This is a genomic window from Natribacillus halophilus (assembly GCF_900100185.1).
Lineage (GTDB): Bacteria > Bacillota > Bacilli > Bacillales > Marinococcaceae > Natribacillus > Natribacillus halophilus.
The window spans coordinates 176,617-203,101 of record NZ_FNEN01000001.1 but is presented as its reverse complement, the minus strand read 5'-3'; the positions used below and the strand labels follow the sequence as shown (position 1 = coordinate 203,101).

At 49.5% G+C, this 26,485-nt stretch carries 27 protein-coding genes and 1 riboswitch; of the genes, 24 read left to right on the top strand and 3 right to left on the bottom strand.

The window, feature by feature from the left end; all coding sequences use genetic code 11:
* The first annotated feature begins 70 nt into the window (after positions 1-70).
* The 6 genes from resB (at position 71) to BLS58_RS17350 (ending at position 6,348) form a co-directional block, all read left to right on the top strand.
* Positions 71-1,735 (top strand): cytochrome c biogenesis protein ResB, encoded by a 1,665-nt coding sequence (resB, locus tag BLS58_RS00945; protein ID WP_090395679.1) that lies wholly within the window; start codon positions 71-73, stop codon positions 1,733-1,735.
* A gap of 40 nt (positions 1,736-1,775) precedes the next feature.
* Positions 1,776-2,969 (top strand): c-type cytochrome biogenesis protein CcsB, encoded by a 1,194-nt coding sequence (ccsB, locus tag BLS58_RS00940; protein WP_090395678.1) that lies wholly within the window; start codon positions 1,776-1,778, stop codon positions 2,967-2,969.
* A gap of 46 nt (positions 2,970-3,015) precedes the next feature.
* Entirely contained in the window at positions 3,016-3,738 is a 723-nt protein-coding gene (locus BLS58_RS00935; RefSeq protein WP_090395677.1) for a response regulator transcription factor, read from the top strand.
* The gene (locus tag BLS58_RS00930) at positions 3,735-5,519 is read left to right on the top strand and encodes an ATP-binding protein (RefSeq protein ID WP_090395676.1); all 1,785 of its coding nucleotides are present in this window, start codon (positions 3,735-3,737) and stop codon (positions 5,517-5,519) included. Before BLS58_RS00935 ends, BLS58_RS00930 begins: the two co-directional genes overlap by 4 nt.
* Before the next feature lie 6 nt (positions 5,520-5,525).
* Complete coding sequence (locus BLS58_RS00925; protein WP_090395675.1) at positions 5,526-6,104, top strand: cob(I)yrinic acid a,c-diamide adenosyltransferase; 579 nt, start codon at positions 5,526-5,528, stop codon at positions 6,102-6,104.
* A gap of 76 nt (positions 6,105-6,180) precedes the next feature.
* Positions 6,181-6,348, top strand: coding sequence for a hypothetical protein (locus tag BLS58_RS17350; RefSeq protein ID WP_176764534.1), 168 nt, complete (start codon positions 6,181-6,183; stop codon positions 6,346-6,348).
* Positions 6,349-6,366: 18 nt separating this feature from the next.
* Here the strand turns inward: BLS58_RS17350 and serA are convergent, their stop codons facing one another.
* Entirely contained in the window at positions 6,367-7,968 is a 1,602-nt protein-coding gene (gene serA, locus BLS58_RS00920; RefSeq protein ID WP_090395674.1) for a phosphoglycerate dehydrogenase, read from the bottom strand.
* Between the two features lie 219 nt (positions 7,969-8,187).
* Positions 8,188-8,445 (bottom strand): ferredoxin, encoded by a 258-nt coding sequence (locus tag BLS58_RS00915; protein ID WP_090395673.1) that lies wholly within the window; start codon positions 8,443-8,445, stop codon positions 8,188-8,190.
* Positions 8,446-8,604: 159 nt separating this feature from the next.
* Between BLS58_RS00915 and BLS58_RS00910 the strand changes: the two genes are divergently transcribed.
* Positions 8,605-8,859, top strand: a complete 255-nt coding sequence (locus tag BLS58_RS00910) for a hypothetical protein (protein WP_090395672.1) — start codon at positions 8,605-8,607, stop codon at positions 8,857-8,859.
* 62 nt (positions 8,860-8,921) lie between these two features.
* Entirely contained in the window at positions 8,922-9,353 is a 432-nt protein-coding gene (locus tag BLS58_RS00905; RefSeq protein ID WP_090395671.1) for a DUF2663 family protein, read from the top strand.
* Here the strand turns inward: BLS58_RS00905 and BLS58_RS00900 are convergent.
* Positions 9,334-9,579 carry a hypothetical protein gene (locus BLS58_RS00900; RefSeq protein WP_090395670.1) on the bottom strand — a complete coding sequence of 82 codons (246 nt, stop codon included), beginning with the start codon at positions 9,577-9,579 and terminating at the stop codon, positions 9,334-9,336. The genes BLS58_RS00905 and BLS58_RS00900 overlap by 20 nt on opposite strands.
* Before the next feature lie 110 nt (positions 9,580-9,689).
* On the opposite strand from BLS58_RS00900, the gene BLS58_RS00895 reads away from it, so the two are divergent.
* From BLS58_RS00895 to plsY, 16 genes are all read left to right on the top strand, one after another.
* Entirely contained in the window at positions 9,690-10,376 is a 687-nt protein-coding gene (locus tag BLS58_RS00895) for an SIR2 family NAD-dependent protein deacylase (RefSeq protein ID WP_090395669.1), read from the top strand.
* 105 nt (positions 10,377-10,481) lie between these two features.
* The gene (locus BLS58_RS00890; protein ID WP_090395668.1) at positions 10,482-11,069 is read left to right on the top strand and encodes an adaptor protein MecA; all 588 of its coding nucleotides are present in this window, start codon (positions 10,482-10,484) and stop codon (positions 11,067-11,069) included.
* Between the two features lie 123 nt (positions 11,070-11,192).
* Positions 11,193-12,485, top strand: a complete 1,293-nt coding sequence (locus tag BLS58_RS00885) for a Glu/Leu/Phe/Val family dehydrogenase (RefSeq protein ID WP_090395667.1) — start codon at positions 11,193-11,195, stop codon at positions 12,483-12,485.
* A gap of 42 nt (positions 12,486-12,527) precedes the next feature.
* The gene (locus tag BLS58_RS00880; RefSeq protein ID WP_090395666.1) at positions 12,528-13,523 is read left to right on the top strand and encodes a YpdA family putative bacillithiol disulfide reductase; all 996 of its coding nucleotides are present in this window, start codon (positions 12,528-12,530) and stop codon (positions 13,521-13,523) included.
* A 10-nt stretch (positions 13,524-13,533) separates the two neighbouring features.
* Positions 13,534-14,505, top strand: coding sequence for an asparaginase (locus BLS58_RS00875; RefSeq protein WP_090395665.1), 972 nt, complete (start codon positions 13,534-13,536; stop codon positions 14,503-14,505).
* A 36-nt stretch (positions 14,506-14,541) separates the two neighbouring features.
* Positions 14,542-14,709 (top strand): hypothetical protein, encoded by a 168-nt coding sequence (locus BLS58_RS17340; protein ID WP_176764532.1) that lies wholly within the window; start codon positions 14,542-14,544, stop codon positions 14,707-14,709.
* A gap of 559 nt (positions 14,710-15,268) precedes the next feature.
* A riboswitch (SAM riboswitch) is annotated at positions 15,269-15,376 on the top strand.
* A 180-nt stretch (positions 15,377-15,556) separates the two neighbouring features.
* Complete coding sequence (locus tag BLS58_RS00870) at positions 15,557-16,696, top strand: methionine biosynthesis PLP-dependent protein (RefSeq protein WP_090395664.1); 1,140 nt, start codon at positions 15,557-15,559, stop codon at positions 16,694-16,696.
* Entirely contained in the window at positions 16,693-18,525 is a 1,833-nt protein-coding gene (locus BLS58_RS00865; protein WP_090395663.1) for a bifunctional homocysteine S-methyltransferase/methylenetetrahydrofolate reductase, read from the top strand. Before BLS58_RS00870 ends, BLS58_RS00865 begins: the two co-directional genes overlap by 4 nt.
* A 169-nt stretch (positions 18,526-18,694) precedes the next feature.
* Positions 18,695-19,585, top strand: coding sequence for a spore cortex-lytic enzyme (gene sleB / locus BLS58_RS00860; RefSeq protein WP_090395919.1), 891 nt, complete (start codon positions 18,695-18,697; stop codon positions 19,583-19,585).
* Positions 19,586-19,600: 15 nt separating this feature from the next.
* Positions 19,601-20,950: a germination protein YpeB gene (gene ypeB / locus BLS58_RS00855; RefSeq protein WP_176764531.1), complete on the top strand. Its 1,350-nt coding sequence runs from the start codon at positions 19,601-19,603 to the stop codon at positions 20,948-20,950.
* 169 nt (positions 20,951-21,119) lie between these two features.
* On the top strand, positions 21,120-21,806 hold the full coding sequence (gene cmk, locus BLS58_RS00850; protein ID WP_090395661.1) for a (d)CMP kinase: 687 nt from the start codon (positions 21,120-21,122) through the stop codon (positions 21,804-21,806).
* Complete coding sequence (locus BLS58_RS00845) at positions 21,803-22,396, top strand: lysophospholipid acyltransferase family protein (RefSeq protein ID WP_090395660.1); 594 nt, start codon at positions 21,803-21,805, stop codon at positions 22,394-22,396. The genes cmk and BLS58_RS00845 overlap by 4 nt, the downstream gene beginning before the upstream one ends.
* Before the next feature lie 83 nt (positions 22,397-22,479).
* Positions 22,480-23,634, top strand: coding sequence for a 30S ribosomal protein S1 (rpsA, locus tag BLS58_RS00840; protein ID WP_090395659.1), 1,155 nt, complete (start codon positions 22,480-22,482; stop codon positions 23,632-23,634).
* 153 nt (positions 23,635-23,787) lie between these two features.
* Positions 23,788-24,396 (top strand): YphA family membrane protein, encoded by a 609-nt coding sequence (locus BLS58_RS00835; RefSeq protein WP_090395658.1) that lies wholly within the window; start codon positions 23,788-23,790, stop codon positions 24,394-24,396.
* A 38-nt stretch (positions 24,397-24,434) separates the two neighbouring features.
* A complete protein-coding gene (gene der / locus BLS58_RS00830; protein ID WP_090395657.1) occupies positions 24,435-25,751 on the top strand; it encodes a ribosome biogenesis GTPase Der in 1,317 nt (438 codons plus the stop codon).
* 95 nt (positions 25,752-25,846) lie between these two features.
* A complete protein-coding gene (gene plsY, locus BLS58_RS00825; RefSeq protein ID WP_090395656.1) occupies positions 25,847-26,482 on the top strand; it encodes a glycerol-3-phosphate 1-O-acyltransferase PlsY in 636 nt (211 codons plus the stop codon).
* Positions 26,483-26,485: the final 3 nt, after the last annotated feature.

The following is a 26,485-nucleotide window of genomic DNA, read 5'->3' as shown; positions in this document are numbered from 1 at the left end:
ACGGAAGTAAACAAAGGCTTTGACCGTTATAATATGATGCAGAGGATACCATATGCTGGGGTGATTTTTTTTGGACGAAATCAAATGTGAATGTGGACATCTTAACCCTTATGGTACAGAAGTATGCGGGTCATGCGGGAAGCCTCTTGTCAATTCCGGCTCCGATCGCTTGCTGAACATGCGTTATGAAGGGGCCGCGCGTCGTTCCCAAACATATAACAAGTCGATTATAGATAAAATCTGGAACTTTTTTTCTTCTGTCAAAGTAGGCGTCACGATCATTGTTATCACATTGTTGGCATCGTCGCTCGGAACGCTGTTCCCGCAGGAGATGTTTATCCCTCCCGGAGCAGATCCGGCGACTTTCTATGCGGAAGAACACGGGGCGTTGGGACAAGTGTATTACAGCCTCGGCTTGCATAATTTGTATGGCTCCTGGTGGTATATGCTCTTGGTCGCCGCCCTCGGGACGTCGATTATCATTGCCAGCATTGACCGTTTCTTTCCGCTGTATAAAGCTTTGAAATCACAGCGTGTGACCCGGCACAAGAGCTTTATGAAACGCCAGCGTATATTCGGGACAAGCCGTGTTGACAATGAGGATACGACGATGGCCCAAGCGCAGGATATACTAAAAAACAAGCGCTACAATGTCCGTGAAGAAAACGGAAATCTTCTTGCGGAGAAAAATCGCTGGGCTCGCTGGGGGCCTTACGTGAATCACATCGGTCTGATTATATTCCTGATCGGTGCATCCTTGCGGTTTTTCCCGGGGATGTATCTGGACGAAAACGTCTGGGTCCGCGAGGGTGAAACCGTCGTCGTTCCCGGAACATCCGGTGATTATTATCTGGAGAACGAGCAATTTACGGAAGAACACTATGATGAGGACGATGAACGGTACGAAGCCGCGATGGCTGAAGCGGGAGAAGGGGCGCAATTTGAAGAAACGTTCCGCACCGATGCCGTGCTATACGCCCCTGATGAGGAGGCAACCGTAGGTGTGGACCAGGAACTTGAAGAAATCGACCGGCACGGCATCGAAGTCAATGACGCCTTCCATTTTGATGAATATGCCGTCTATCAAGTGGATCGTAAGTTGGATGAATTGGCGGAAATGACGTTTGACGTCGAGGATACCGAAACGGGTGAAGTGGTTGATTCTTTTACGGTTGATTTAAATAACCCCGACGGTAACTACACGCTGGAGAACGATGAAGTTGTTCGGATTCACAGCTATTTTCCCAACTTTTACATCGATGAAGAAGGGGTGCCGACGACAGAAAGCGATGTTCCTGAGAATCCGGCCTTTATTTTTGAAATGGAAAACGAAAATACCGGCCAAATGGAACATACATTTCTCGGTATTCAGGCCAATTATGATGTGAGTCAGGACGAGGAGGGAAACCAATACGCGTTCTCCATGTCCGATTTTGATACGAACCATGTGGCCGGACTGACCGTGCGGAAAGACCACACGATACCCTTTCTGATTGCGGGGGGCGGCATTTTCTTGATCGGCCTTACGCAAGGGTCTTATTGGGCGCATCGACGTATCTGGTTACAGAGAAAGGACGGCGAAGTATGGATCGCCGCCCACACGAATAAAAACTGGGAAGCATTGAAAAGAGACATTCATGCCATTACTGAACAGACGCAAGTGACGACACCTCAGGATCAAACCGATGAGACGCATGAAGAGGATGAAAACCAACAGGAGCACATTCAGTCCTAAGTCCGCTCTATTGGGATTGTTGCTCAGGAGGTAAATGAAAATGGAGCAATTGAGTATGAACCTGCTCGGCGCGGCCTTTTTCCTCTATCTAGCCAGTACGATATTTTATGCCGTTTCCGTAACGGGCAGAAAATGGCGTAATAAACAAGGAGAGGTTACCGGGAATAGATGGGGGAAAGCGGGGTATATAACCGCCATCCTGGGCGTTGTCGCAGCGTTGGGATATTTCTTTACACGCTGGGCGGTCGCCGGACACGCGCCGGTCAGCAATATGTTTGAATACGTGGCGTTTTTCGGGATTACCATAAGCCTTGCCTTCGTTATCATATATGGCATCTATAGAGTGAATGTACTCGGTCTCATAACGATGCCGATCGTGATGCTTTTGATCGCTTATGGGTCGGTATTTTCAACCGAAGTACAACCTCTGCAGCCGTCCCTGCAATCCCACTGGCTCGAGATACACGTCATTACGACGGCTATTGGGCAAGGGATTCTGGCTGTCAGTTTCGGAGCGGGGCTCATCTATCTTCTCCGCACGATTAACCTGAAAGAAAAAGGGATGACGAAAAGGACGTTCGGCGTTGAATTTATCATGTACACCCTGGTGAGTGTCATCGCGTTCATTATCGTCACGAATGCCTTTGGGGCCTTTGATTATGAAGCGAACTTCGCGTATATTAATGAAGAGGGACAACAAGCGGAGATACTTTATGAACTGCCGCCCCTTTTTGGTCCGAATGAAGGGGAGCTGCTCACAGAAGATCGCATGGAACCGTGGCTGGAGATGCCGGACTGGATTGAGAGCGATGATCTCAATACGGTCGCATGGACGTTCGGGACCGGCTTGATCCTGTACGCGCTCATCCGTTTGCTCACAAGAAGACGTGTCGGTGCCTTGTTACAGCCATTGTTCAAAAACGTCAGGCCGCAGACGGTGGACGAGGTCAGTTATCGCGCCATCGCCATCGGATTTCCCGTTTTCACCCTGGGAGGCTTGGTGTTCGCGATGATTTATGCGCAGATTGCCTGGACAAGGTTTTGGGGATGGGACCCGAAAGAAGTATGGGCGCTCGTCACTTTTCTATTCTATGCCGTCTACCTGCACTTAAGGCTGAATCGCGATTGGCACGGGGAACCTTCGGCCTGGCTTGCAGTTGTTGGTTTTGCGATTATCATCTTTAACTTGATTTTCGTCAACCTTGTCATTGCCGGCCTGCACTCGTATGCTTAAAGCAGGGGAAGGGTGTTCCTTCCCCTAATGGAAAGGAGCATGGACGATGGAAGAAGCGGAGAAAATTCTCGTCGTGGATGATGAAGCTCGCATTCGCCGGTTATTGCGGATGTATCTGGAACGTGAAAACTATCAAATCGAAGAAGCCGAAGACGGGGAAAGCGCCCTCGAAATGGCGAAGGAGACGGATTATGACCTGATCTTGCTCGATTTGATGATGCCCGGTATGGACGGCATTGAAGTCCTGCAGGCGTTGCGAAAAATAAAAGCGACACCGGTGGCGATTTTGACCGCAAAAGGCGAAGAAGCCGAACGTGTGCAAGGGTTCGAAGAAGGGACCGATGACTACATCGTCAAGCCTTTCAGTCCGAGGGAAGTGATCTTGCGCGTAAAAGCCCTCTTGCGGCGTTCCTCGACGACGGCTTATCTGCAAACCGATACACAGGCGCGAAATATCCTTGCCTTTGAACACTTGACGATCGATCACGACGCCCATCGGGTAACCGTTGAGAACGAAGAGGTGTTACTGACACCGAAAGAGTATGAATTGTTGCATTATCTTGCCAGCAGTCCGGATAAGGTTTTTTCCCGGGAACAGCTGTTGAAGGACGTTTGGGAGTATGAGTTTTTCGGGGATCTGCGGACGGTGGATACCCATGTCAAGCGGTTGCGCGAGAAGTTGAACAATATCTCAACCGAAGCGGGAGATATGATTACCACAGTCTGGGGTATTGGCTATAAATTTGAAAACAGCACGATTGCCAAATGATTTGGAAAAGCGTGGTCGGTAAGCTTTGGCTTACGATTTTACTCCTCGTCTCGGCGGTGCTCATCGTTCTCATGGCCTTATTGTTTCAGTTTTTCGAGAATATGCACCTCAGCCAGATTGAAGATGAACTCGGCGGACATGCTTCGTTTATTATTTCAATTATGGAAGACGAGGGCGATAGCCTTAATGGGATGGAAACCGTCCAGCAACTGACGGAGACATCCGAAACGCATGCGATTATTTTTCGCGATGAAGTTCCCTATTGGAATACTTTTCAGGGAGCTTCAGACGAGGTGATCATCTCCCCTTCGGAACTCATGCAAGTCGATGAACTATCGGCAGTATTAAGCGGAGATGTTCCTGTGACCACACAACTGACTTATGAGGATGCCAATCTGGAAGAAACGGATTTCATCGTCGTGGCCGCCCCTTTTGAAACGGGGGGGATGGCGGATTATTCATTGCTATTGTACCAATCCCTGGAAGTTACGGAAGAGACAACCCAGGAAACGAGAAGGCTGATTTTACTGGCTGGCGGGATTGGATTTGTGTTGACGACGTTTTTTGCTTTTTTCCTGTCTTCAAGGGTGACGGCGCCATTGCGGACGATGCGGCAATCCGCCCTTGAAGTGGCGAAAGGAAAATTCGATACGCCCGTGCCGATGGTGACGCGTGACGAGATCGGGCAATTGGCCATCGCCTTTAACCGCATGAGGCGTCAGTTAAACAGTAACCTTGAAGCTTTAAATCAGGAAAAAGAACAACTATCCAGAGTATTAAGCAGTATGGCTGACGGTGTGATTACGATGAATCGCCAAGGTTACCTGCTGGTAAGCAATCCGCCTGCCGAATCCTTTTTGAACAGCTATCGGTATGAACAGGAAGGGGAAACGATCGAGGAGCAGCTTCCTGAAGAAATGATGTCATTGTTCGAGACGGTCGTCGCCACCGAGAAAGAACAAATGACCGAAATCAAGGTGCAGGGAAGAAGTTATGGCGTCTTGATGACACCGCTGTATCATGACACGTTTGTACGCGGGGTTGTCGCCGTCATTCGTGATATGACCGAAGAACGGCAAAATGACAAGTTACGAAAAGACTTTATCGCCAACGTCTCTCATGAATTGCGCACGCCGATTGCCATGTTGCAAGGCTATAGCGAGGCGATGATCGATGATGTCGCGCAAAGTCGCGAGGAAGAAAAAGAAATGTCGCAGATTATCTACGATGAATCCCTGCGTATGGGACGTCTCGTGAATGAATTGTTGGATATGGCCCGTATGGAAGCAGGCCAATTGGCTTTCCGACTGGAACCGGTCGATCTATTTGTCCTCTCGGAAAAAGTCTATCGCAAGTTTAAGCCGATGGCTGAAGAGGCTGATATCGTTTTAAACTATGAAACCGATGGGTCTAACCCGTGGATAGAAGCGGATCCCGACCGCATCGAACAGGTGATGACGAACTTGCTCCATAACGCCCTGCGGCATACGCCGCGTGATGGAAGCATGACCTTAAAAGTGACGGAACAAGCGGATGGCCTGCAGATTGATGTGAAAGATTCGGGGGCCGGCATCCCGGAAAAAGATTTGCCTTTCGTGTTTGAACGCTTTTATAAAGGGGATAAGGCGAGAACGAGAGACGTAAGCGGCGGAACGGGTCTGGGCCTTGCCATCGTCAAAAACATCGTCGACAATCATGGCGGGGAAATCTCTGTACAAAGTATGATTGACAAGGGTTCGACGTTTACCGTCTATTTAAAACGAGAGGAACGAGAGGGATGAAAAAGGATGAGCTTGTATACAGGCGGTGGTGATCGCGGTAAAACGACCCTTATCGGCAGCCGCCGCGCCAAACATGACCCCCGCGTGTACGCGCTCGGCAGTTGTGATGAACTCAACAGTTTTGTCGGGCGCGCGCGGGCCCAGGTCTTATCCGTCTTCGAATGGCACATAATGGCGTCGGAACTGACGATGATTCAACATGAACTGTATGACTGTGGCAGTGATTTGGCGACCCTAAAACGTGGGGCTGAATGGAAAGTCACACCACATATGGTTTCCCGTTTGGAAGCATGGATCGATCACTATCATGAACAAGCTCCGGAAATCCGTCGTTTTATTCTCCCGGGCGGAAGCGTCGCCGCTTCCGAGCTTCACATTTGCCGAGCGGTGGCTCGCCGTGTAGAAAGAGACATCGCCGCTTTATACGAGAGCGAGGATCAGCTCAATCCCGCCGTGTTGACGTATATAAATCGTCTGTCTGATTATTTTTTTGCAGCTGCCCGGTTTGCAAACGCCCAATTAGGGGTGGATGATGTGAACTATGAGCGGAGCGCGATTGTTTTTCCGGCAAAGGACCGTTATTGACGATCAGTGTTCTACTGGCTTGCGAACGTACATAGGGATACATTGAGCGTTATGAGAAAGTGAGGCCACCTGCTTAATGATCCTTGACTATAGCAAACGATTCGGCGTCGTGCTGCTTTTTTTCATCGTATTACTCATGGTGATGAATGGGTTAATGTTTGCCATGTCAGCAAACGATGGCCAGCAGGCAAACGCCATGATTATGGTATTTGATCTGTTCCATTTTTGGACCGATCCGAAATAGCCGCCCGAGACGGGCGGCTTATTTAAACTCAATGGGGTCGGCGGCATGAATTTCCTCGAAGGCCGTGAGATCATGAATGACCGCCTCTGACACTTCCTTGTCTACGGCGAGCATCATGATCGCCTCTCCGCCTTCTTCTTTTCGCCCGACTTGCATGGTGGCGATGTTGACCCCGTGGCGGCCGAGAAGCTGTCCCATTTTACCGATAACCCCGGGTTGGTCGCTGTGGCGAATATAGATTAAATGACCGGTGGGGAACAGGTCGACGCTGAACTCATTGATTTTAACGATGCGAGGGCCGTAGGCCTCGACATAAGTGCCCTGGATGCGAAAATCACCGTTATCGCCCTGGACGTTGGCTTGTACGAGATTGGCATATCCGAATGAATCGGAATGGTGCACCTGGCTATAGGAAATGCCTCTTTCTTCAGCGATCACTCCGGCATTGACGACATTAACCGGCGCATCGACCCGAGGGGACAGGAAGCCGGCCATAAAACTGCGCGCGAGGACGGATGTTTCTTCGCGGGCGATGGTGCCGCTGAAGGAGACGTCAATGTGTTGAACGGCGGTTTTGACACATTGGCTGACAAAATTGCCCATGGTGTTCGTCAGTTCATAGTAGGGGCGGATTTTTTCATACAACTCCGTCGATATGGCTGGCAGGTTGATCGAATGCGCGGCGGGTGCGCCTTCCAGTACTTGCATGACTTCCTCAGAAACCTGGGTGGCCACGCTTTCCTGTGCCTCCAGGGTAGAAGCGGCAATGTGCGGCGTCGCAACGACTTGAGGAAGATCGATTAAGCCATAGTTGTCCGCCGGTTCGTGTTCAAACACATCAAGGCCCGCTCCGGCCACGTGTCCGTTTTCGATGGCTGCCTGTAAGGCGCGCTCGTTAACGATCCCTCCGCGTGCACAGTTTAGTATGAAGACACCGGGTTTTGTCTTGGCGAGGTTTTCCTCTCCGAGGAGTCCTTGCGTTTCTTTCGTGAGCGGCGTGTGAACGGTGATAACATCAGCCGTCTTTAAAAGGTCTTCCAGCGATGAGAGTTTGACGCCGATATGTTGGGCACGTTCAGCGGTTAAAAACGGATCGAACACGCTCGTGTTCATTTGGAATGCTGCTGCACGGTTGGCCAGCTCTGTGCCGATCCGACCCAACCCGACGATCCCGAGGGTCTTGCCGCGCAGTTCCGTTCCCTGAAAGGCTTTTCGGTTCCACTCATGATTTTTTAAAGACGTGTGGGCCTGGGGAATATTACGAAACAGCGCCATCATCATCGCGAACGTATGCTCGGCAGTTGAAATCGTATTACCGTCAGGGGCGTTGATGACGATGACGCCGTGTTTCGTCGCCGCATCGAGATCGATATTATCGATCCCCACGCCTGCCCGGGCAATAATTTTTAGTTCCGGCATCTGTTTGAGGAGGGCCGCATCCACTTGGGTGGCACTCCGAACGATTAAGGCGGAAAAACGGGACAGGTCATCGATATCATCCGGTTTAGCCCGGACGACTTCGATATTTTCACTGTTTAACAACGGCAACAGGCCATCTTCACTCATCGTGTCGGCTACGAGTACAGCGTAACTCGTTTCTACATGGGCTTTTACAATCATGACTCCAACTCCTCTTTTTTTCTATGGCAGATAAGAAACAATGTGGCTACGCTGCCCGTAGCCACCATACCATGCTTGGCGATAAGCCAAGTTTTCTTTAGCAGGTAAGAAAGTATAAACCACTTTCTTATCCTGCATAAGTGCAACTAAGGCTTTCGCCATGCTTGGCGATAAGCCAAGTTTTCTTTATAAAATCCCCCGAACGCGGGGGCCAACCTCTCAATAAGTAGTCGCATACTTAAAAGGATCTCCATGAAATGGCTCAGTGGCTAATTTGATGGAATCCGTCGGGCATCCTTCGAGCGCGTCCTGCATATCCTCATGCAAGGAGTGAGGAACGGCGACCGTTCCCTGATTATCATCAAGACATCCTTCTGCCAGCCCTTCTTCATCATAGTCAAAGACATCAGGAGCAGTCACGCCGCAGGCACCGCAAGCGATACATGTATCCTTGTCAACGATCGTATACATATGCAACCCTCCGCTACATCCATGCCTACGATATTATTGTATGCCTTGACTGCTTACATTTCAAGCGGCTAGTCATCATCGTTAACATGAAGATCATCGTTTTTTGTTGTCAAAATATTATTGTTCGGTTAATGTACAGGTAGAGGGACTCGGGAGTGAGCATGGATGATGTTAGAAGAAGAACAAAAGAGAGAGCAAAACAGCGAAGAAAAAACGACAAGCTTGCCATCCAGACTGGACACGCACGGCACGAGGAAAAAGACGAGCAAGAAAAGGGACGAAGCGGAGGAGGAGTCTTCCCACGAAGGGAGACATGAACTTCGGAAAGATTACTATAAAAGCCCTATGATTGCCCGGGCACTCTTATCCCTTTTTCTCGTCCTTGTCGTCTTTATTTTTATGTTAACGTTTTTCCCTTAAGCACAAGGGGACTTGAATGCCTCGGACAATGCTGACATACATTCTAGTATGGAGGTGTATGTATGGCTGTTCATAAGGAACATTACATGACCCCGATCGCTGAACGCGTCATTCGTGAGTTGATTGAACGGAAAAGAGAAGAAAAGAAAAGGGAAAAACGGGTCACGATGGCCACCTGGGCGACGACCGTGCTATTCGCCTTCATCATTCTTTTATTATTGGCGATGGGTCAGGAAAATCTCGGCTCGACGATCATGCAATCGTTCCGATCGGCGTATGGCTTTCTGCTCGTGGCTATGTGCATCGGCGCTTCCGCTTTTCTCATTCTGGAGAGGAAAAAACTGGAGGAAGCGGAGGAAGACTATGCAAAACTGCGTAAGGAAGTCGTAGAGCGCTATGAAGAACTCTGGCATACAGAGGAATTACGCACCCATAGCTATACATTGTATGAGTGGCTCGATAAAGAGCATGATGTTAATCTTTTTCATAGTTAAGGATGGACCCTGCGTGGATCCATTCATTTTTTTGTAGATAAGAAAGTGTAACTGAGTCCCCGGTTAAAGGCTGGGCCGTCATGAGTCCGACAAAACAAAGGACGATACCCAGGCCCATAAAAATAAAGGGAAAAAGAAGTGATTTTTTCAGGTAAAGAAAAAGCAGCAGAACGACAAAACCGATGCCGAAACAGGTGGCACCTGCAACAAAAATAATGTAATCCATAAGCACACCTCATTGACTCCGTCATGATATCTACTATGATTATTATAAATAAAATGATTGGCAAGTCCATTAAAATTTAATGGCAATTTATCGACATTGGAGGTTTTACCATGACCAGCCACCCGAAACGTCTGGCGATTTTAACCGGGGCCGGCATGTCTACGGAGAGCGGAGTGCCTGATTTCAGATCACAATCCGGCCTGTGGGCGAAGCACGACCCGATGCAGACAGCGACCGTGGAAGCACTCGAGGAAAATTATGACCACTTCCATGACTTTTACAGCAGTCGTCTTGACCGTCTGCAAACGCTCAAGCCGCATAGCGGGCACGACATCATCACAAAATGGCAAAAAGCGGGCATCGTTTCTGTTATCGCAACCCAGAATGTGGATGGTTTGCATCAGGAGGCCGGGAGTGCAAACGTTGCTGAATTACATGGAAATCTGCGAGAATTTAAGTGTCACGATTGTCGCACCCATGCTTCACAGGAGGATTTTATCTCGAAAAACGGGTGTCGTCGTTGTGGAGGTAAACTGCGGCCGAACATCGTATTATTCGGTGAACAGCTGCCCATGGATACCTGGGAATACGCGATGGAGCGAATCCGGGAATCCGACGCTTTGCTCGTCGTTGGGACAAGCCTGGAAGTAGCCCCGGTCAATCAACTGCCCGACATCGCTACCAACGAAAAGATTTATATCAACGATGATGTCGATACGGATGTTCATTTTACCCGCGTTATTCAAGATGAGGCAGGGAGTGGGCTGAAGCGTCTGTCACGGGAATGGGAACTGTGATTATTAACAGCGCCTTTTCCTTTCCTTACATACACGAGATTAAGGCCGATTGAATAATTTATAGAAAAGACCAGTAAACAACTGGATCCAAAAGGAGGGGCGGTTATGCGTCTGGAACGGATTGCCGCTAATAAAATCAAGGTATTTCTCACCTTTGACGATTTACAGGAGCGCGGTTTAACGAAAGAAGATTTATGGATGGACCGTCCCCGCGTCCATCAGTTATTTCGGGATCTCGTGATGGAAGCGGATGCCTCACTTGGTTTTAAAGCGGATGGCACGCTATCCGTTGAAGTGTTTGCTTTGCCCGCCCAGGGCATGGTCATCCATATATCCAAAAATGAGGATATCGAGCAAGAAGAAGATGATATGATCGAAATGGATATCACCGTCGATGAACGGTTGGATTTATTTTATAAGTTCCCGGATTTCGAAGCCGTGTTGCAACTGGTTCAGGTGTTAAGCCGACTCAACATCAAAAACGGGACTTTCATGTTCATGGAAGGACACTATTATCTCTGTTTTCCGGCAAGCACACAGAATTATCTGGGGTATGACCGTTTCGTAGCCCTTATTTCCGAATTCGGAAACGCTTGCCCCTACTCGCCCGCCGTCGTAAAGGAACATGGTTCAGTGCTCATTGAAAAAGGAGCCGTAACGGTATTGGCTGATGCTTTTGGCTTCCGTCATTAAACCTCATTCGTGGAAAAAGAAACAGATTTTTAATATAGTAAATAAAGAGAATGTAGTGTAACCCATTGGATGAAGGGCCAAGGCCAAGCCCGATCCAATTCGAGCATATGGAGGTGACCCTCGATGGGGGAGAATGGAAAACAGGAAGCGGCGGCTGGGGAGGAACGAAAAGAAAAATCCCGTCATACGTTTGCGTTGACACAAGACATTATAGCTTCAGCGTTGCAAAAATGGGGCTATCAAACAGAGGTATATGAGTTGTTAAAAGAACCGCTGCGGACGCTTGCCGTTCGCATTCCCATTAAAATGGACAATGGGGAAACGAAAGTATTCTCCGCTTTTCGCGTGCAGCATAGCGATGCGGTCGGCCCGGGCATCGGCGGCGTCCGTTTTCATCCCGAAGTGACAGAAAAAGATGTGCAGGCACAAGCGATCTGGGCTTCATTGCAAGCAGGGATTATCGACATTCCCTATGGGGGCGCGAGTGGTGCCATCGTATGCAATCCCATGGAGATGTCATTTCGTGAACTGGAGGCGCTGAGCCGGGGCTATGTACGCGCGCTCGTGTCTTTCATAGGCACGTCAAAAGATGTCATTGCCCCTGACGCGGTCACCAATACGCAGGTGATGGCCTGGATGCTGGACGAATACAGCCAGCTGAAAGCCGATGACACGCCCGGGTTCATCATCGGCAAACCGGTGATTCTAGGCGGGTCCCTCGGCCGGGAAGCGGCGGTAGCTAAAGGGGTCGCCATCACGGCCAAATCCGCGGCCAAACGCCTGAACTTACCATTAAAAGGTGCGCGCGCCGTCATTCACGGTTTCGGAAACGTCGGCACTTACGTGGCGAAAGCATTGGAGGAGGCCGGAGTGAGCATTGTCGGGATCTCTGATGGCCATGGCGCCCTTCACGATGCAAACGGGCTGGATGTGGATTATTTGCTGGATCGGCGTGACAGCTTTGGGATGGTGACGAATTTATTTAAAAAATCCATTTCCAAAAAAGAACTGCTTGAGGTCAACTGTGATATGATCATTGATTCTTCCAGAGACACGGGCATCATCACCTCACTTTCGGTGGATACGATTACAGCCCGTCTCTTTATAGAAACAGGTCGGCATAAAATCTCCCAGGAAGCAACCGCCCGTCTTCATGAACAAGGAACATGTGTGATTCCGAATCTGCTTACGAGTGCCGGAAACACAGCCATTTCATATTTGGAAGGGGTCCAGAATAACCAGGGCTACTACTGGACGGAAGAAGAAGTGAACGACAAATTACAAGAGATATTGGAAAATGCCCTCACCTCAGTATATGATCTCTCCCGCAAGCGAAAAGTGGACATGCATGAAGCCGCTTATATGACAGGCGTTCAAAAGCTCGCGGAAGCCTCCCGTTTCCGGGGCTGGGTATAGAACCGTTCAGCAAGGGAAAGTGTAAGGTTGGAGGAATGAAACTTGATACAAGAGAAGATTGTTATTGTCGGAGCCGGTCCGTGCGGCCTGGCAACGGCGATTGCCTGTAAGGAAAAAGGATGGGACCCCCTGGTGATTGAAAAAGGGAACATCGTCTCCTCGCTCTATCGCTATCCGACACATCAAACGTTTTTTAGCACGGCTGATAAATTGGAGATCGGTGATGTTCCTTTTATTACCGTTGACCGTAAACCGAGAAGAAATGAAGCGCTTGCCTATTATCGGGAAGTCGTTGACCGCAAACAACTGCGCATCCATACGTATGAAGCCGTTGACCATGTGCAAAAAACGGCGGATGGAACGTTTACAGTCGAAGCAACGGCTAAAGGGGATGAGCGCAAGGTTTACCGGGCATCCTATGTCATCATGGCAACGGGATATTATGACCAACCGAATACACTCGGTTGCGAAGGAGATCATCTTCCTCATGTCTACCACTATTTTAAGGAAGCCCATCCTTTTCATAGGCAAAATGTCGTCGTCATCGGCGGCAGAAATTCCGCAGTCGATGCCACGCTCGCGCTGGAGAAAGCCGGGGCCAATGTGACCGTTATGTACCGGGGTGAAACGTATTCGTCGAGCATTAAGCCGTGGATTCTACCGGAATTCGAAAGCCTTGTCCGCAAGGGAATTGTCCGCATGGTCTTTGACGCTGAAATCACACGTATCACCCCCCACAAGGTTTATTTTATGAAAAACGGTCAGGAAAGCAACGTTGACGCCGACTTCGTTTTCGCCATGATCGGATATCATCCCGATCACCGGTTTTTAGCTTCGGCCGGTGTCGGGATCGATGAAGAAACCGGAAGGCCCATGTATGATCCGGAAAGTTTTGAAACGGAAGTGTCGGGTCTATATATCGCCGGTGTGTTGGCGGCCGGTAATAACGCGAATGAAATCCTGATCGAAACGGGACGATACCACGGCTATCGAATCGCGGATTCAATATTAAGCGCGGAAAAGGTCCGGCAAACGTAAGGGGCAAATTATGAAGAAGATTGCACTGGTCACAACCGGAGGGACGATCGCGAGCAAAGAGACGAATGAGGGTCGTTTACGCGCGGGGGAGAGAAGCGGCGAAGAGCTGATTGAGATGTGCGGGGTTCCTTTTGATCTTGACTTAAAGGTTGTTTCCCTGTTTAATAAGCCGTCGGCTCATCTTGGTTATGAGGATTTATGGCAATTGCGTATAACGATCGAGGAATTACTTTATGAGGAAGACATCGCCGGTGTGGTCATAACCTCAGGCACGGATACGCTGGAAGAAGTCGCCTATTTCCTCGATCTCACGCTGGACAATGAGAAACCGGTGGCCGTTACCGGTTCCCAGCGCGGGCCTGACCAGGTGGGGAGCGATGCCTTTGTTAATTTAAGAAACGCCATGATTGCTACGGCTGATAAGCGACTGACCGAGCTCGGTCCGGTTGTTATTTTTAACGAACGTATTTTTTCTGCCAAATATGTGCGCAAAGCCCATGCCTCGAATGTACAAGGGTTCAATACATTAGGTTACGGTTACTTTGGCATCATCGATAATGATCGCGTCAATCTTTTTCAACGCCCGCTTGGTCGTGATATTTATAAGCCGCAAACGCATATCACGAGCCCTCGCGTACAAGTAGAAATTGTAAAGGTCCATTTCGGGACCTCCCCGGCCTTGTTGCAATATCTATTGCAATTGGACGACATCGATGCCATCGTCCTGGAAGGGCTGGGCAGAGGACAAGTGCCGCCTTCTTTCATGCCCGTCATTGCCGGTGCCCGTATTCCGATTGTGATTACAACGAGCGCTGAAGAAGGTGAGGTCTATCCTGTCTACGAATATGCGGGCAGTACTTACGATCTGCTTAATCACGGGGTTATCCTCGGGAAGGATTATAGTAGCCGCAAGGCCAAAATGAAACTGTACGTGCTTTTGGAGACGGGGGTCACCGAGCTTGAAGAGGCGTTTCGCAAATGACGGGATGCACCATCTGATAAAGGAGGGAAGCGACCAATGACGACGGATACGAGGTATCGTGTTGTGATTCGTTGCCCCAATTGTGGCGAGAAATATATCTTGCGTGGCCGCCAAAAGAAAAACGGAGAATATGATACAGGATTTAAGCAATGCGTATGCGGTAATGAGGAGCAATTCGTCATTGAAGCATATCCGGAGACGTGAAGGAACGTGGATCAAGGGGTGCAGCTGAAAAATGTGTTCCAACCGCACGCTTTTCTTACTTCTCACCTCTCACTGCCACGGTAAAATCAAATTACAACAATTTATTAAAAGAAATGACGTTCGTCTTTCCACTCTGTGAACCCTCAAGTGGAAGTATTGCCTCTTCGAGAGGGATCAGAAGGGCAAGGGAATCCCTCTGAGGGTGATCGCCCTACCCCGAGAGGTACAAGAAGGGCAAAGTAATCCCTCTGACGGTGTTCGCCCTACCCCGAGAGGTACAAGAAGCGCATTGTAATCCCTCAAACGGTGTTCGTACTACTCCGAGAGGTACAAGAAGCGCATTGTAATCCCTCAAACGGTGTTCGCACTACTCCGAGAGGAACAAGAAACGCGAAGTAATCCCTCAAACGGAGGGAATTGGTATTTTCCGTTTCTACACTTCCGGACATAAGTGATTATATTGACTTTGACGATGCCCTTCTCCCGCTGCTAGAATCGCTTGCATAATTGTATATTTTCCTGTATGGTTTAACTCAAGTAATGGATAATAAACATACTTTTCTTATCAAGAGAGACGGAGGGAAAGGCCCGAAGATGTCTCAGCAACCAGCTCTTTCGAGTCAGGTGCTACTTCCTTCGGAACGACCATGGTTCCGAAAGATAAGAGAAGGCATTCGGGAGCGATGCTTTCTTCTTATCATCATAAGGAGAAGGCTTTTTTAGCAGGTAAGAAAGTATAAACCACTTTCTTATCCTGCATAAGTGCAACTAAGGCTTATCGCCTTAAAGGCTTGGCGATAAGCCAAGTTTTCTTTATTTCAGGTCACATCTTGGAGGAGGAGATCTCATGGAACGAAGGTATACGAAAGAGACGAGGCTCGTTCAGGCGAGCAATCGCAAGGATGACCGCACGGGTGCTGTCAATGCGCCGATTTATATGAGTACCGCTTTTGAACATACGGGTGTCGGGGAGTCTACAGGGTATGACTATGCCCGCACGGGTAACCCCACGAGGGAAGTGTTGGAAGAGACGATTGCCGACTTGGAGGGCGGTCGCTACGGTTTTGCCTGCAGTTCCGGTATGGCAGCCATCCAGGCGGTGCTTAGCTTATTCTCCCAGGGGGATGATATCATCGCTTCCCTGGACTTGTACGGCGGTACATATCGCTTGTTTCGGGAATATTGGCCGCAATGGGGGGTGGATGTTCGCTATGTCGACCCGCGGGACCTGCAATCCGTGGAGAGCGCGGTTAAAACCAACACGAGGGCATTGTTTATTGAAACGCCGACGAATCCGCTCATGCAGGAAGCGGACTTACAGGCTCTCGGCGAGATCGCGCGCAAACATGATTTGCTTTTAATCGTCGATAACACCTTTTACACACCTTTATTGCAAAGACCCCTTGAATCCGGTGCTGACATCGTCATTCACAGCGCGACCAAATATCTGGGGGGACATAACGATGTCGTCGCAGGCCTGATCGTTGCAGATGATGATGAATTGGGAACCCGGCTTTTCAATATTCAAAATGGCATCGGGATGACCCTCGGCGCTTTTGATGCCTGGCTGCTCGTGCGCGGGATGAAAACGTTGTCTCTCAGAATGGAAAAGCATCAACAAAATGCTGCCGCTGTCTGTAAAATGCTCGGGTCCCATCCTTTAATCACAGAGGTCCTTTATCCTGGCCAGGGCGGTATGCTGTCGTTTAAAGTTCACGATGAACGCCTCGTCGATCCTTTGCTTCGCCACCTGCAGCTCGTCACATTTGCCGAAAGTCTGGGAGGCGTCGAAAGTTTAATGACGTACCCAAGTGTCCAAACCCACGCGGACATCCCCGAGGAAGTGCGCGTCAAAAATGGTGTGACCAATGACTTGCTGCGTTTATCGTGCGGGATTGAAAACGAGCAGGATATCAGTGCTGACATTACACAGGCACTGGAAGCGGCTGAAAAACAAATAGCAGGACGAGAGGAGCGATATACATGACGTTTCTGGAAAGATTGCAGGATGAGATTATGCTCGGCGATGGCGCGATCGGCACCCTGTTGTACGCGCGGGGAATAAGCGGATCCATCGAGGATGCCAATCGCCATGAAAAAGAGATGGTTATTTCCGCTCATAAAGAGTATATCGCAGCAGGAGCTCAAGTCATTCAGTCGAACACATATGCAGCTAACGCATTAAAGCTGGACAATTACGGTTTGGCAAAGCAGGTAACAACCATCAACGCCGAGGGCGTACGGCTCGCCAAACAGGCGGCGATCGGGGAAGATGTCTTTGTCGCAGGTACGATCGGAGGCATTCGCGATGGCAGAGCCAGTCATTTCAGTAACGATGAAGTCAAGACAACTACAGAAACACAGGCGGAAGCCCTTTTATCGGAACATCCGGACGCGATCCTTCTGGAAACGTATTATGACCTGCATGAACTTGTACAGGCACTGCGGATTATTAAGCGTTTGTCCCCGCATATACCGGTGATTAGCAATATTTCCCTCGGAGATGTCGGCGTGTTGCATGGCGGCATTCCGATTAATGATGCGCTTTTACGTCTAGCCAACGAAGGGGCGGATGTCGTCGGTATCAATTGCCGCATGGGCCCCGCCCAGACGATTGCTTCGCTGGAAGAGGTCTCTCTGCCGGAGGGGGTTTTTCTATCCGCCTATCCAAACGCGAGTTTGCCCGGCATTCAGGATGGCCGCCTCGTCTATCAATCCAATCCGGAATATTTCAAAAGCCAGGCGAGTGCCTTCCGAGAGCAAGGTGTGCACCTTCTCGGCGGATGTTGCGGAACAACGCCCGATCATATCCGTTCTTTTCGGGAAAAATTACAACATCTATCACCGCTCCGAAAGCCCCGGGCAAAGGTTTCCGCTGCCTGGCAGCAACAGGCGGCAGATATTGGTGAAACCATTGACCTTCATAAAAAAGAATCATCGATGATCGTGGAACTTGATCCGCCGAAATCCCTCACTAAAATGGATAAATTTTTACAAGGGGCCGAGGCGCTTCACGATGCAGGTGCGGATGCAGTGACCCTGGCGGATAATTCCCTTGCCACTTCGCGTATCGATAACCTCGCCGCTGCGACATTGATGAAGCAACAAACAGGGGCTCATCCCTTACTGCATATCGCGTGTCGGGACCGGAACTTAATTGGTATGCAGTCGCATCTCCTCGGTCTGCACGCCCTTGGTATCCGCGACGTTCTCGCGATCACGGGCGACCCGACAAAAGTGGGGGATTTCCCGGGGGCAACATCCGTGTATGACTTTACCTCTTTTGATCTCATCCGTCTGATTAAGACGATGAATGAAGGGTTCAGTCATTCCGGACGCCCATTGGGGCTGGAAACCCAGTTCAAGGTCGGGGCCGCCTTTAATCCGAATGTCAGTTCAATGGATAAGGCGGCGAAGCGCCTGGAGAAAAAAATCGTCGCCGGCGCGGACTTCATCATGACGCAACCGATTTATGATATCGAGACGATGGAACGCGTAAAGGAAGCGACCGCCCACCTGGACATTCCGATTTATATCGGTCTTATGCCCTTGATCAACGGAAGGAACGCGGAGTTTCTCCATAATGAAGTGCCCGGCATCCACCTCACGGACGAGGTGCGTCAGAGAATGTCAGCTTGTGGAAAGGATGTGCAAAAAGGCGAAGAAGAGGGGATGGCCATTGCCCGGGATTTACAGGCGGCGGCCCTTGATCTGTTTGGTCGGATTTACTTGATTACCCCGTTTTTACGTTTCCATATCACGGCCGCATTAACGAACGAGGCGAAGGCCCACTCTTCGCAAAGATCATCGGTATAAACATACTTTTTCAATGAGTCTACCCACCCGGTAGACTTTTTCTTTTTTTACGCATAATTTCCGGTGTACATCGAAAAATATAGGCAATGAAAGTTAATCCTTTCAATTTGAACTGCATCAGAAGGAGGTAAGGCAATTGAAGGTAAGCGTCCGATACTTACTTGCAACCATGATTGTATCGTGTGGCGTGCTTGGTTTTGCTACTAAAAACGGTGAAGCTTTTAGTGAGCAAGTGATCCAGCAAGGTGCTACAGGCGATGATGTTGTGGAATTGCAGGCCAGACTTCAATACATCGGTTATTTTGATCAAACCATTGACGGCGTATTTGGCTGGGGGACTTATTGGGGCGTCCGTGAGTATCAAGAAGCATTTGGCATGGAAGTGAATGGACTCGTCGGGGATGAGACGAAACAAAGATTATATGAGACAACGGAGTATGATGAAGAATACGTTCAAAATGCATTGCGAAGCGATGACGAGTTCACCCATTACGGCCCGAATCCCCGGGAAGGTGAAGCGCAACCAGAGGGAGAAGCAGAGGAGCAGCCCGCTCCCGAAGAGGAGGAAGAAACACCCGCTCCGGATGAGGGCGAAGAAGCCCCGGCCCAAGAAGGTGATCAGCCGGAGACAGGTGGCGAAGAGCCCGAGGAAGGACAGGACAATCAGGCAGATATAGGAGAAGCGATGAATGTGCCGGACGGGTATTCGGATAACGATATCCAGATTATGGCGAACGCCGTTCACGGCGAGGCCAGGGGTGAGCCTTACGAAGGGAAAGTAGCCGTCGCGGCGGTCATTATTAACCGTACGGATGACCCTGAATTTCCCGACACGGCGAACGAGGTCGTTTTTGAACCGCGAGCCTTTACGGCGGTTGCAGATGGGCAAATTTATCTGGAGCCGGATGAAGAAGCACGCGAGGCCGTGCTTGATGCGATTAATGGCCAGGACCCTTCGAACGGTGCGGCTTATTATTACAACCCGGTAACCGCGACTTCCGAATGGATCTTTAGCCGTGATGTGCACACAGAAATTGGTAAACACGTGTTTGCAGACTAACAGGAGGTGATTTACTTGATTCGAGCAATTACCATTGCCGTATTGTCCGTCGCGTTGATCGGCACAGGGGTGTTTGCCTATAATGAACATCAGGAAAAAGAAGATTTGGCCATGAGCCATGAAAATAATTATCAAAAAGCGTTTAACCAATTGGCTTTCGATTTAGACCAAATGCAAGATGAGTTGGGAGCCTCTTTAGCCATGAATGGCAATGACAACATGACCGGTTCACTCGCTGAGGTGTGGCGGATATCATCGTCGGCACGTTCCGATATGGGCGGACTGCCGCTGGGACTTGTCCCTGTCGGTGAAACGGAACAATATTTAACAAACGTAGCTGAATTTACCCATGATGTCGCGATAAGGGATCGGGCAGAAGAGCCATTAACAGATGATGAGTATGAACAATTGGAGACCTACTATGAACAGGCAGGAGAAATGGCCCATGATTTACGGGCGGTTCAGGCCAATACACTTTCGAATGACATTCGCTGGACAGACATTGAAGCTGAACTCGTCAACAACACCGATCCCGGTGAAGGAACAGCCATCGATGGGATTCAGGGCGTCGATGAAAAGGCGAAAGGGTTTTCCGAGAACAACTGGAATGATGATGCCGGTTTTCCCGGGGATGTGAATGAAAGAATCGCAAACGTGGTCGAAGATAAGGACGCCTTCGACGAAGAGGAAGCTGTCGAGCGGGCGCGTGACTTTATGAACCTTCCGGATGATGCGGAGGCGCAAGTGGAATCTCTCGGCGAGGGAGTGCCTTTTGAAGGTTATCACATCGCGATACAGGATCCCGAGGGAGAAGGCAATTACATGATGGATATGACGGTGAACGGTGGTTTGCCGATCTGGGCGATGCAGGACCGCCCCTTAAATGATGTGAACATCAGCTTAAACGAAGCATCCGAGATCGCGGCCGATTTTCTGGAATCGAAAGGGTTTGAAGACCTGGAGCTCGTCGACAGCAAACAATACAATTCCACCGGCACCTTCCAATTTGCGCCAACGATCAATGACGTTCGCTTGTATCCCGATGCCATCCTGATGGAAGTGGCTCTCGATGATGGTGATGTCGTCAGTTACAAGGGAGCCGATTATGTGGCCAACCATCGCGAGCGTCACGACGTGGAGCCGGAATTGGATCTTGAAGAGATCGAGGACGAGGTTCACGAGAACCTTGAAGTGAGAGAGGAACACCTGGCAGTGATCGAAAATCAGGAAGGCGAAGAACAATTGGTATATGAATTGTACGGCACGATGAACGATGATACGTATCGTCTCTATATGAACGCTGAAGATGGCAAGGAAGAAGAGGTCAAACGAATGCAGGGTGCTGAGCCTGTATATGATCAGTAGCAAGCGTCCGCAAGGTTCCCGCGAAATGTAAGGGAGCCTTGCGGGCCATCTTTTTTTCCGGCTGACAAGACTGAATCGTTTGTCTTGTAAACCGTTGTATGATAAGCTTGAGACAGTGTTCGGGTCGCCCCGACATATCGATTTTTAGCTTCTACATACGGGGTGTAATATGCACAAGATCAATATCGCCATCGACGGGCCTGCCGGTTCGGGCAAGAGCACAGTCGCGAAAGAAACCGCTGCACATTTATCTTATTTATATATTGATACAGGCGCGATGTATCGCTCGCTGACCTTCCGCGCGTTACAGGCCAACATATCCGAACAGGATGAAGACAGCCTTCTCCGGCTGTTGACGGATATGGATATTACCCTTAAACATGGAGAAAAAGAGGCGCAGGTCCAGGTATTTGTCAACGGACAGCTTCTCGGAGAGGAAATCCGCTCCCAGGCGGTCACCGGAAAAGTTTCCGAAGTTTCCGCTCACGGAAAGATTCGGGAAGAAATGGTGGCAAGACAACAGAAAATAGCAGAGCAAAAAGGGGTTGTTCTCGATGGCAGGGATATTGGCACATTTGTTCTCCCCGGTGCTGAATTGAAAATATACCTGTATGCCTCTGTTGATGAAAGAACAAAGCGAAGGCATTTAGAAAATATTGCAAATGGTCGTCCATCTGATATACTAGCCACCAGGGAAGAACTTCAGCGTCGTGATCATCTCGACCGGGAACGAAGCATCGCTCCCCTGAAACAGGCAAAGGATGCTGTGCCTATCGATACGACGGATTTAACGAGCGAAGAAGTGGTTGCACGCATTTGTCGCATAGCCCGGGAGAAGGAGACCGAGGGCTCATGATCTACAAGATAGGAAAACTTATTAGCCGAATCGTATTATCGCTTGTTTTTTTCGCCAAAATTGAGGGAAAAGAGAATATACCAGTCGATGGCCCCGTAATTATTTGCAGCAATCACAGAAGCTATTTCGACCCCCCTTTGCTTGGCTCATATATTAAGCGTCCGCTAAGGTTCATGGCCAAGGAAGAACTGTTTACATCGAAATGGTTCGGTCCCTTAATCCAAAAACTGGGGGCCTTCCCGGTGAAAAGAGGGGGGAGTGATCGAGGGGCGTTACGGAAAGGCATCAACGTGCTTGCAAATGGAGAGATGTTGCTGTTGTTTCCGGAAGGAACCCGCAGTGAAACCGGAGAAATCAGGGAAGGGCTTACCGGCGTGGGTTTTTTCGCACTAAAAAGTGAGGCAACGGTTATTCCCGCTTATATACAGGGGAAATATAAACCTTTTCGCAGAGTGGCCCTTCGCTACGGTTCGCCGATTTCCCTGGAAGGTTTACGAAAAAATCAGGCTTCATCCCGTGAAGTGACCGACCATATTATGTCTCACATTCAAAAGCTCAAGGATGAAGCACAAAAACCGAAAAACCGGTAACAACACTAAAAACTTGGCTTATCGCCAAGCTTTAGTTGAAAAAGAGTTATTGTTCCCGCCAAGGGTAAGGAGGAAAATGGGCAATGGTTGAAGAGATGAACAATGAAATGGCCAATGTAAAAGAATTCCACGTGGATGATATCGTCAGTGGAAAAGTAACGAAAGTGGAAGAGAAACAAGCTTTTGTCGACGCTGGTTACAAAGTGGACGGCATTATCCCGATCAGTGAAATATCCAGCCTGCACGTGGAGAAAGTATCGGATGTATTAAGTGAAGGCGATGAAGTGGAGCTCAAGGTGAACAAAGTGGAAGATGATGAGCTTGTACTCTCCCTTCGCGGCGCTCGTGCGGATAAAGCCTGGGAATCCTTGCAGGAAACCTTCGAGGCTGGAGATCATATCGAAGCGGAAGTGGCCGAAATTGTCAAGGGAGGCCTCGTCGTCGATGTCGGTGTACGCGGTTTTATCCCGGCTTCGCTCGTCGAACAGCATTTTGTTGAGGACTTCTCTGATTACAAGGGCAAGCAACTGGAACTGAAAATCATCGAAATCGATCCGGATGACAACAAGTTGATTCTCTCGAGAAGAGCCGTCCTTGACGAAGAAGCAGAATACAAAAAGCGGGACGTACTTGAGAACCTCGAAGTCGGTTCGGAAGTGACCGGAACGGTTCAGCGCTTAACATCCTTCGGTGCATTCGTCGATGTCGGCGGGGTTGATGGTTTGGTGCACATTTCGCAAATGGCCCATCATCGTGTGGAATCGCCCGGAGAGATCGTTAAGGAAGGCGAAGATATCAATGTAAAAATCCTCGCCGTTGACCCGGATAAAGAACGCATTTCTCTGTCGATTAAGGAAACCCTTCCCGGTCCCTGGACATTGATTGAAGGTCAATTTCAACCGGGTGATGTGATCGATGGACAAGTCAAGCGACTCGTATCCTTCGGCGCATTCGTAGAAGTGGCTCCGGGCGTGGAAGGACTTGTTCATATTTCCCAGATTGCCAACCGTCATATCGGCACACCCGAAGAAGTGCTGGAAGAAGGACAAGCGGTGCAGGCAAAAGTCCTTGACATTAATCCCTCCGAGCAAAGAATCTCTCTGAGCATTCGGGAGCTGGAAGACGAGGCTACCTCGGAAAATAAAGTACAGAGGGAAGCCGAAGCTCCGGAAGAAGACCACTCAGGTTTCTCTTTTGGAGATATGATCGGCGATCAATTGGATAAATACCGTCAATAGTTTCAACAGATGATACAATCGGCGAATCGCTGGATTCGCCGATTGTTTTCCGCTTTTCCGGAGCTCGGATTTCCGGTTTCCGATGTCTGACTTCCGGAATATGAATCTATAGTCTTGTCTATACTGTGGATGTCCGGACAGGAGGGTTCACATATGGACTATGCGCTATTTTTTTGGTTAGCCTGGATGCTATGGATCATCGTTGCCTTTTTTATGCGAACTTCCGCGGGTCAGGGGCTTCTTGCCGCTACCATATTAGCGACCATTATTTGCGCACCTATGACTTTTACAGAAGGGCCTTTGCAAATGTCGGCCGCATACGGGATTGTTATGCTGCTCGCCTGCGGTTGGGCAGGTTCTCTCGGTGTACGACACAAGTGGAAATTTTTTCTGTCTGCGGTAGCCTTGATGTTTTTATACGCGAGTTTTCAGCTCATGATTTGGTATAATCCTGCCTTCTTTTTATTGGGGGAGGTGTGGTTGTCTGCTGTTGTGCTCGCGTTTCTGACGGTGTTTATTTGTAGTTATGCCGAGGGCCGCTATCCGTTGATTCTGCTGGCGTTTTGTTTTGGCGAACTGATCGGCGCCATCACCGTTATGCCTTTAACAGGGGGATTATATCTGGCGGACACGTTTTTTTACAATGTTTTGACCGCTGTGCTCATGCTAATCGTGGCTTGGCACGCCCTGGAAGTATGGGCATATAAATTGACCGGTACCCGTACGCCTTCCAGGCATTCACCCGGGCGGCTATCTTTATAGCTTGTAACAGAGATTGACAGATAGGAGGCATGCCAAACATGTCGAGACCAGTCGTTGCTATTGTTGGTCGCCCAAATGTAGGGAAATCAACGATTTTCAATCGTATTGTCGGTGAAAGGATCGCGATCGTTGAAGATATCCCGGGCCTTACACGCGATCGTATATACGGTGAGGGGGAGTGGCTGAATCGTGCATTCAGTTTAATCGATACAGGCGGAATCGCTTTCGACAATGAACCGTTACGGGAACAAATGCGACTACAGGCGGAGATCGCTATCGATGAAGCGGATATTATCATTCTACTCGTGAACGGACGTGATGGCGTAACAGCCGCCGATGAAGATGTAACCAATATTTTGTATCGCTCAAAAAAGCCGGTCGTCATCGGTGTGAACAAGGTTGATAACCCGGAGATGCACGAGCAAATTTATGATTTTTACCGATTGGGGTTTGGGGAGCCCTTTCCGATTTCCGGTTCTCACGGTCGCGGCATCGGCGATATGCTGGATGAAGTTTTTACATATTTTCCCGCTGTCCGGGAAGATGAGCACGATCCTGACTCGATTCATTTTGCCGTGATCGGCCGTCCAAACGTTGGCAAATCCTCGCTCGTCAATGCCATCCTTGGAGAGGAGCGGGTCATCGTCAGTGAACACCCGGGGACGACCAGGGATGCCATCGACACCGGCTTTGTCAAGGATGAGCAAAAATATCGCATCGTAGATACCGCCGGGATGAGAAAGCGGGGAAAAGTATACGAAAATACGGAGAAGTACAGCGTATTGCGTGCCCAAAGAGCATTGGAACGCGCGAACGTCGTCCTTGTGGTTATCGACGGGGAAGAAGGAATCATTGAACAGGACAAAAAAATTGCCGGCTACGCCCACGAAGCGGGTCGCGGCGTCATCATTGTCGTCAACAAATGGGACGCCGTAGCTAAAGACGACAAAACGATGAACGAATTTACGGAGAAGATCCGCAAGGGCTTTGCCTTTCTTGCCTATGCCCCGATTTTATTCGTGTCGGCCAAAACAAATCAGCGGATTCAAAACCTCCTTCCCGTTGTTCATCGGGTAGCGGAGAACCACCAGACGCGGGTGCCCACCCACGTGATCAATGATGTCATTATGGATGCGGTGTCGATGAATCCGACCCCGACCTCCGGGACGAAACGGTTGCGGATAAATTACGCGACGCAAGTAGCCGTTGGGCCGCCAACGTTTGTCATCTTCGTCAATGACCCGGAACTTATGCACTTTTCCTATCGTCGTTTTTTGGAAAATAGCTTAAGGGAAGCATTTACATTTGAGGGATCGCCTTTGAAAGTGCTCGCACGGAAAAAAAGTGACCGCTAGTCATTGGAGGTAAGAAGAGGAGATAAGAAGAGGGGGATTTTCTCCAACCTCTCACATCCAACCTCTCACCTCCAGAATGGGAGGGAGCCACGACGATGGATGTACTCATTGCCGGAGTGATGGCCTATTTGCTCGGGTCATTAAGTTTCAGCTATATTATTACCCAGAAGGTCAAAAAAGTGGACATTCGTCAATATGGAAGCGGAAACGCAGGAGCCACGAATACCTTGCGGGTATTGGGAAAAGGCCCGGCGATTCTTGTGCTCGCCCTCGACTGTATCAAGGGTATTCTAGCCGTTTGGTTCGGTCACGGAGCAGAAGCGGTATTTATGGGCACTGGCCTTTCCCTTTTCGAAGGATATCCGGGATGGGCCCCTGCCATTTGTGGTTTATTGGCCATATTCGGCCATAATTGGCCGATATTTCATCGATTTCGCGGTGGTAAGGGAGTGGCCACGACGATCGGGGTCATTGCAGCGCTCATTTTTTTCCCGGCCGTCTATGTAGGAATTGTTGCAATTTTAGCTGTTGTGCTAACCCGTTATGTGTCACTCGGCTCGATTATTTTCGCTGCCGGAACCCCTTTCCTCGTTTTTTTCACAATGGATTACTACGACCATCCCTGGCCCTATTTTTATCTTGCCTGCGTCGTGGGCGTGATGTCATTGTGGCGGCACAGAACGAATATGCAAAGGTTAGTCAGGGGCAATGAAAGTAAACTGGGGCAATAAAGG